The sequence below is a fragment of the Robertmurraya dakarensis genome, from assembly GCF_900156875.1.
GTDB classification, from domain to species: Bacteria; Bacillota; Bacilli; order Bacillales; family Cytobacillaceae; genus Robertmurraya; species Robertmurraya dakarensis.
Genome location: NZ_LT707408.1, coordinates 741,841 through 747,768 on the forward strand (window position 1 = coordinate 741,841; position 5,928 = coordinate 747,768).

At 50.0% G+C, this 5,928-nt stretch carries 3 rRNA genes; all 3 read left to right on the forward strand.

Going from position 1 to position 5,928, the window contains the following annotated elements:
• Positions 1-187 precede the first annotated feature (187 nt).
• Positions 188-1,737, forward strand: a 16S ribosomal RNA gene (locus tag CZ487_RS04775).
• Positions 1,738-2,820: 1,083 nt separating this feature from the next.
• Positions 2,821-5,752: ribosomal RNA gene (locus CZ487_RS04780) — 23S ribosomal RNA — on the forward strand.
• Positions 5,753-5,810: 58 nt separating this feature from the next.
• Positions 5,811-5,927 (forward strand): 5S ribosomal RNA (rrf, locus tag CZ487_RS04785).
• The 16S, 23S and 5S rRNA genes sit together here, the layout of an rRNA operon.
• Position 5,928 lies beyond the last annotated feature (1 nt).

Sequence of the window (5,928 nt, forward strand, 5' to 3'; positions counted from 1 at the left end):
CTACAATCTTTTTTATCTTAAATAAAAAAAGATTTTAAAAAAAGAAGTTGACTTCTACGAAGTTAGATGTTACAATTAATTTTGTCGTCGCTTCGGCGGAGATCGAAAAAATAGTTCTTTGAAAACTAAACAAAGCAGAAACGTCAACGTTTTAATTTTAGATTTATTTAAGAGCTAATCTTACTCTTTTTTGGAGAGTTTGATCCTGGCTCAGGACGAACGCTGGCGGCGTGCCTAATACATGCAAGTCGAGCGGACTTTTAAAAGCTTGCTTTTAAAAGTTAGCGGCGGACGGGTGAGTAACACGTGGGCAACCTGCCTGTAAGACTGGGATAACTTCGGGAAACCGGAGCTAATACCGGATAATGTTTCTCCTCTCATGAGGAGAAACTGAAAGATGGTTTACGCTATCACTTACAGATGGGCCCGCGGCGCATTAGCTAGTTGGTGAGGTAACGGCTCACCAAGGCGACGATGCGTAGCCGACCTGAGAGGGTGATCGGCCACACTGGGACTGAGACACGGCCCAGACTCCTACGGGAGGCAGCAGTAGGGAATCTTCCGCAATGGACGAAAGTCTGACGGAGCAACGCCGCGTGAGTGATGAAGGTTTTCGGATCGTAAAACTCTGTTGTTAGGGAAGAACAAGTATCGGAGTAACTGCCGGTACCTTGACGGTACCTAACCAGAAAGCCACGGCTAACTACGTGCCAGCAGCCGCGGTAATACGTAGGTGGCAAGCGTTGTCCGGAATTATTGGGCGTAAAGCGCGCGCAGGCGGTCTCTTAAGTCTGATGTGAAAGCCCCCGGCTCAACCGGGGAGGGTCATTGGAAACTGGGAGACTTGAGTGCAGAAGAGAAGAGTGGAATTCCACGTGTAGCGGTGAAATGCGTAGAGATGTGGAGGAACACCAGTGGCGAAGGCGACTCTTTGGTCTGTAACTGACGCTGAGGCGCGAAAGCGTGGGGAGCAAACAGGATTAGATACCCTGGTAGTCCACGCCGTAAACGATGAGTGCTAAGTGTTAGAGGGTTTCCGCCCTTTAGTGCTGCAGCAAACGCATTAAGCACTCCGCCTGGGGAGTACGGCCGCAAGGCTGAAACTCAAAGGAATTGACGGGGGCCCGCACAAGCGGTGGAGCATGTGGTTTAATTCGAAGCAACGCGAAGAACCTTACCAGGTCTTGACATCCTCTGACACTCCTAGAGATAGGACGTTCCCCTTCGGGGGACAGAGTGACAGGTGGTGCATGGTTGTCGTCAGCTCGTGTCGTGAGATGTTGGGTTAAGTCCCGCAACGAGCGCAACCCTTGATCTTAGTTGCCAGCATTCAGTTGGGCACTCTAAGGTGACTGCCGGTGACAAACCGGAGGAAGGTGGGGATGACGTCAAATCATCATGCCCCTTATGACCTGGGCTACACACGTGCTACAATGGATGGTACAAAGGGCTGCGAGACCGCGAGGTTTAGCCAATCCCATAAAACCATTCTCAGTTCGGATTGCAGGCTGCAACTCGCCTGCATGAAGCCGGAATCGCTAGTAATCGCGGATCAGCATGCCGCGGTGAATACGTTCCCGGGCCTTGTACACACCGCCCGTCACACCACGAGAGTTTGTAACACCCGAAGTCGGTGGGGTAACCTTTTGGAGCCAGCCGCCTAAGGTGGGACAGATGATTGGGGTGAAGTCGTAACAAGGTAGCCGTATCGGAAGGTGCGGCTGGATCACCTCCTTTCTAAGGATGAAAAGAAGTACTTGATACTTCAATAAAAAGACGTTTTCTGACTTTGTTTAGTTTTGAGAGAATTATCTCTCAAGTTTTATCATGCATATTCAAACGTTGAAGGGCTTTCTTTTAAGACTTTCTTTGTTTTGAATTTCTTTGCTCCTGCGCCGCAGTGATTCGAGGAAGTGTTTCCTTAGCTCGTCGCAAGGCTGCATGAAGAATAGTCAGGAAGTCAATCATGATGTGATTGAAATCCGTGGCCTTGTTCCTTGAAAACTAGATAACAAATTTGACAAGACATCATTTTTAAACAAGTAAGTTCTTTTTTAACATTAACTGATGGTTAAGTTAATAAGGGCGCACGGTGGATGCCTTGGCACTAGGAGCCGATGAAGGACGGGACTAACTCCGATATGCTTTGGGGAGCTGTAAGTAAGCTTTGATCCAGAGATTTCCGAATGGGGAAACCCTCCATCTTTAATCGGATGGAATCTTTACCTGAATACATAGGGTAATGAAGGCAGACCCGGGGAACTGAAACATCTAAGTACCCGGAGGAAGAGAAAGCAAACGCGATTCCCTGAGTAGCGGCGAGCGAAACGGGATTAGCCCAAACCAAGAGGCTTGCCTCTTGGGGTTGTAGGACACTCTATACGGAGTTACAAAAGAATGAGGTAAACGAACAAGCCTGGAAAGGCTGGTCAGAGAAGGTAAAAACCCTGTAGTTGAAACTTCATTCTCTCTTGAGTGGATCCTGAGTACGGCGGGACACGAGAAATCCCGTCNGGGACAAAACTTAACCTCTTATTATAAGTATAGGAAGTTAAGTTTTGTCCTAGGAGCCAGCCGCCTAAGGTGGGACAGATGATTGGGGTGAAGTCGTAACAAGGTAGCCGTATCGGAAGGTGCGGCTGGATCACCTCCTTTCTAAGGATGAAAAGAAGTACTTGATACTTCAATAAAAAGACGTTTTCTGACTTTGTTTAGTTTTGAGAGAATTATCTCTCGAAACTTTGTTCCTTGAAAACTAGATAACAAATTTGACAAGACATCATTTTTAAACAAGTAAGTTCTTTTTTAACATTAACTGATGGTTAAGTTAATAAGGGCGCACGGTGGATGCCTTGGCACTAGGAGCCGATGAAGGACGGGACTAACTCCGATATGCTTTGGGGAGCTGTAAGTAAGCTTTGATCCAGAGATTTCCGAATGGGGAAACCCTCCATCTTTAATCGGATGGAATCTTTACCTGAATACATAGGGTAATGAAGGCAGACCCGGGGAACTGAAACATCTAAGTACCCGGAGGAAGAGAAAGCAAACGCGATTCCCTGAGTAGCGGCGAGCGAAACGGGATTAGCCCAAACCAAGAGGCTTGCCTCTTGGGGTTGTAGGACACTCTATACGGAGTTACAAAAGAATGAGGTAAACGAACAAGCCTGGAAAGGCTGGTCAGAGAAGGTAAAAACCCTGTAGTTGAAACTTCATTCTCTCTTGAGTGGATCCTGAGTACGGCGGGACACGAGAAATCCCGTCGGAAGCTGGGAGGACCATCTCCCAAGGCTAAATACTCCCTAGTGACCGATAGTGAACCAGTACCGTGAGGGAAAGGTGAAAAGCACCCCGGAAGGGGAGTGAAAGAGAACCTGAAACCGTGTGCCTACAAGTAGTCAAAGCCCTTTTATGGGTGATGGCGTGCCTTTTGTAGAATGAACCGGCGAGTTACGATTACATGCGAGGTTAAGTTGAATAGACGGAGCCGCAGCGAAAGCGAGTCTGAATAGGGCGAATGAGTATGTGGTCGTAGACCCGAAACCAGGTGATCTACCCATGTCCAGGGTGAAGTCCAGGTAACACTGGATGGAGGCCCGAACCCACGCACGTTGAAAAGTGCGGGGATGAGGTGTGGGTAGCGGAGAAATTCCAATCGAACTTGGAGATAGCTGGTTCTCTCCGAAATAGCTTTAGGGCTAGCCTCACGATCAAGAGTCTTGGAGGTAGAGCACTGTTTGGACTAGGGGCCCTCATCGGGTTACCGAATTCAGACAAACTCCGAATGCCAAGTACTTATGCGTGGGAGTCAGACTGCGAGTGATAAGATCCGTAGTCAAAAGGGAAACAGCCCAGACCACCAGCTAAGGTCCCAAAGTATACGTTAAGTGGAAAAGGATGTGGAGTTGCTTAGACAACCAGGATGTTGGCTTAGAAGCAGCCACCATTTAAAGAGTGCGTAATAGCTCACTGGTCGAGTGACTCCGCGCCGAAAATGTACCGGGGCTAAACGTATCACCGAAGCTGTGGGTGGACACTTACGTGTCCGCGGTAGGAGAGCGTTCTAAGGGCGTTGAAGCTAGACCGTAAGGACTGGTGGAGCGCTTAGAAGTGAGAATGCCGGTATGAGTAGCGAAAGATGGGTGAGAATCCCATCCACCGAATGCCTAAGGTTTCCTGAGGAAGGCTCGTCCTCTCAGGGTTAGTCGGGACCTAAGCCGAGGCCGAAAGGCGTAGGCGATGGACAACAGGTTGATATTCCTGTACCACCTCATTACCGTTTGAGCGATGGAGGGACGCAGGAGGATAGGGTAAGCGCGCTGTTGGATATGCGCGTCCAAGCAGTTAGGCAGAGAAATTGGCAAATCCGTTTCTCGTGTAAGCTGAGCTGTGATGGCGAGGGAAATATAGTACCGAAGTTCCTGATTCCACACTGCCAAGAAAAGCTTCTAGCGAGGTAGTAGGTGCCCGTACCGCAAACCGACACAGGTAGGCGAGGAGAGAATCCTAAGGTGAGCGAGAGAACTCTCGTTAAGGAACTCGGCAAAATGACCCCGTAACTTCGGGAGAAGGGGTGCTTTTTAGGGTGCATAGCCCTGAAGAGCCGCAGTGAATAGGCCCAGGCGACTGTTTAGCAAAAACACAGGTCTCTGCGAAGCCGCAAGGCGAAGTATAGGGGCTGACGCCTGCCCGGTGCTGGAAGGTTAAGAGGAGAGGTTAGCGCAAGCGAAGCTTTGAATTGAAGCCCCAGTAAACGGCGGCCGTAACTATAACGGTCCTAAGGTAGCGAAATTCCTTGTCGGGTAAGTTCCGACCCGCACGAAAGGCGTAACGATCTGGGCACTGTCTCAACGAGAGACTCGGTGAAATTATAGTACCTGTGAAGATGCAGGTTACCCGCGACAGGACGGAAAGACCCCGTGGAGCTTTACTGTAGCCTGATATTGAATTTTGGTACAGCTTGTACAGGATAGGTAGGAGCCGTGGAAACCGGAGCGCTAGCTTCGGTGGAGGCGTCGGTGGGATACTACTCTGGCTGTATTGAAATTCTAACCCGCACCCCTGATCGGGGTGGGAGACAGTGTCAGGTGGGCAGTTTGACTGGGGCGGTCGCCTCCTAAAGAGTAACGGAGGCGCCCAAAGGTTCCCTCAGAATGGTTGGAAATCATTCGTAGAGTGTAAAGGCACAAGGGAGCTTGACTGCGAGACCTACAAGTCGAGCAGGGACGAAAGTCGGGCTTAGTGATCCGGTGGTTCCGCATGGAAGGGCCATCGCTCAACGGATAAAAGCTACCCCGGGGATAACAGGCTTATCTCCCCCAAGAGTCCACATCGACGGGGAGGTTTGGCACCTCGATGTCGGCTCATCGCATCCTGGGGCTGTAGTCGGTCCCAAGGGTTGGGCTGTTCGCCCATTAAAGCGGTACGCGAGCTGGGTTCAGAACGTCGTGAGACAGTTCGGTCCCTATCCGTCGTGGGCGTAGGAAATTTGAGAGGAGCTGTCCTTAGTACGAGAGGACCGGGATGGACGCACCGCTGGTGTACCAGTTGTTCTGCCAAGAGCATCGCTGGGTAGCTATGTGCGGAAGGGATAAGTGCTGAAAGCATCTAAGCATGAAGCCCCCCTCAAGATGAGATTTCCCATAGCGCAAGCTAGTAAGATCCCTGAAAGATGATCAGGTTGATAGGTCAGAGGTGGAAGCGTGGTGACATGTGGAGCTGACTGATACTAATCGATCGAGGACTTAACCAATTTAAAAGATGCTTGTCAAGTTATCTAGTTTTGAGGGAACAAACCTCAAACCAAATAGTCTGGTGACGATGGCGAGAAGGTCACACCCGTTCCCATACCGAACACGGAAGTTAAGCTTCTCAGCGCCGATGGTAGTTAGGGGCTGTCCCCTTGTGAGAGTAGGACGTCGCCAGGCA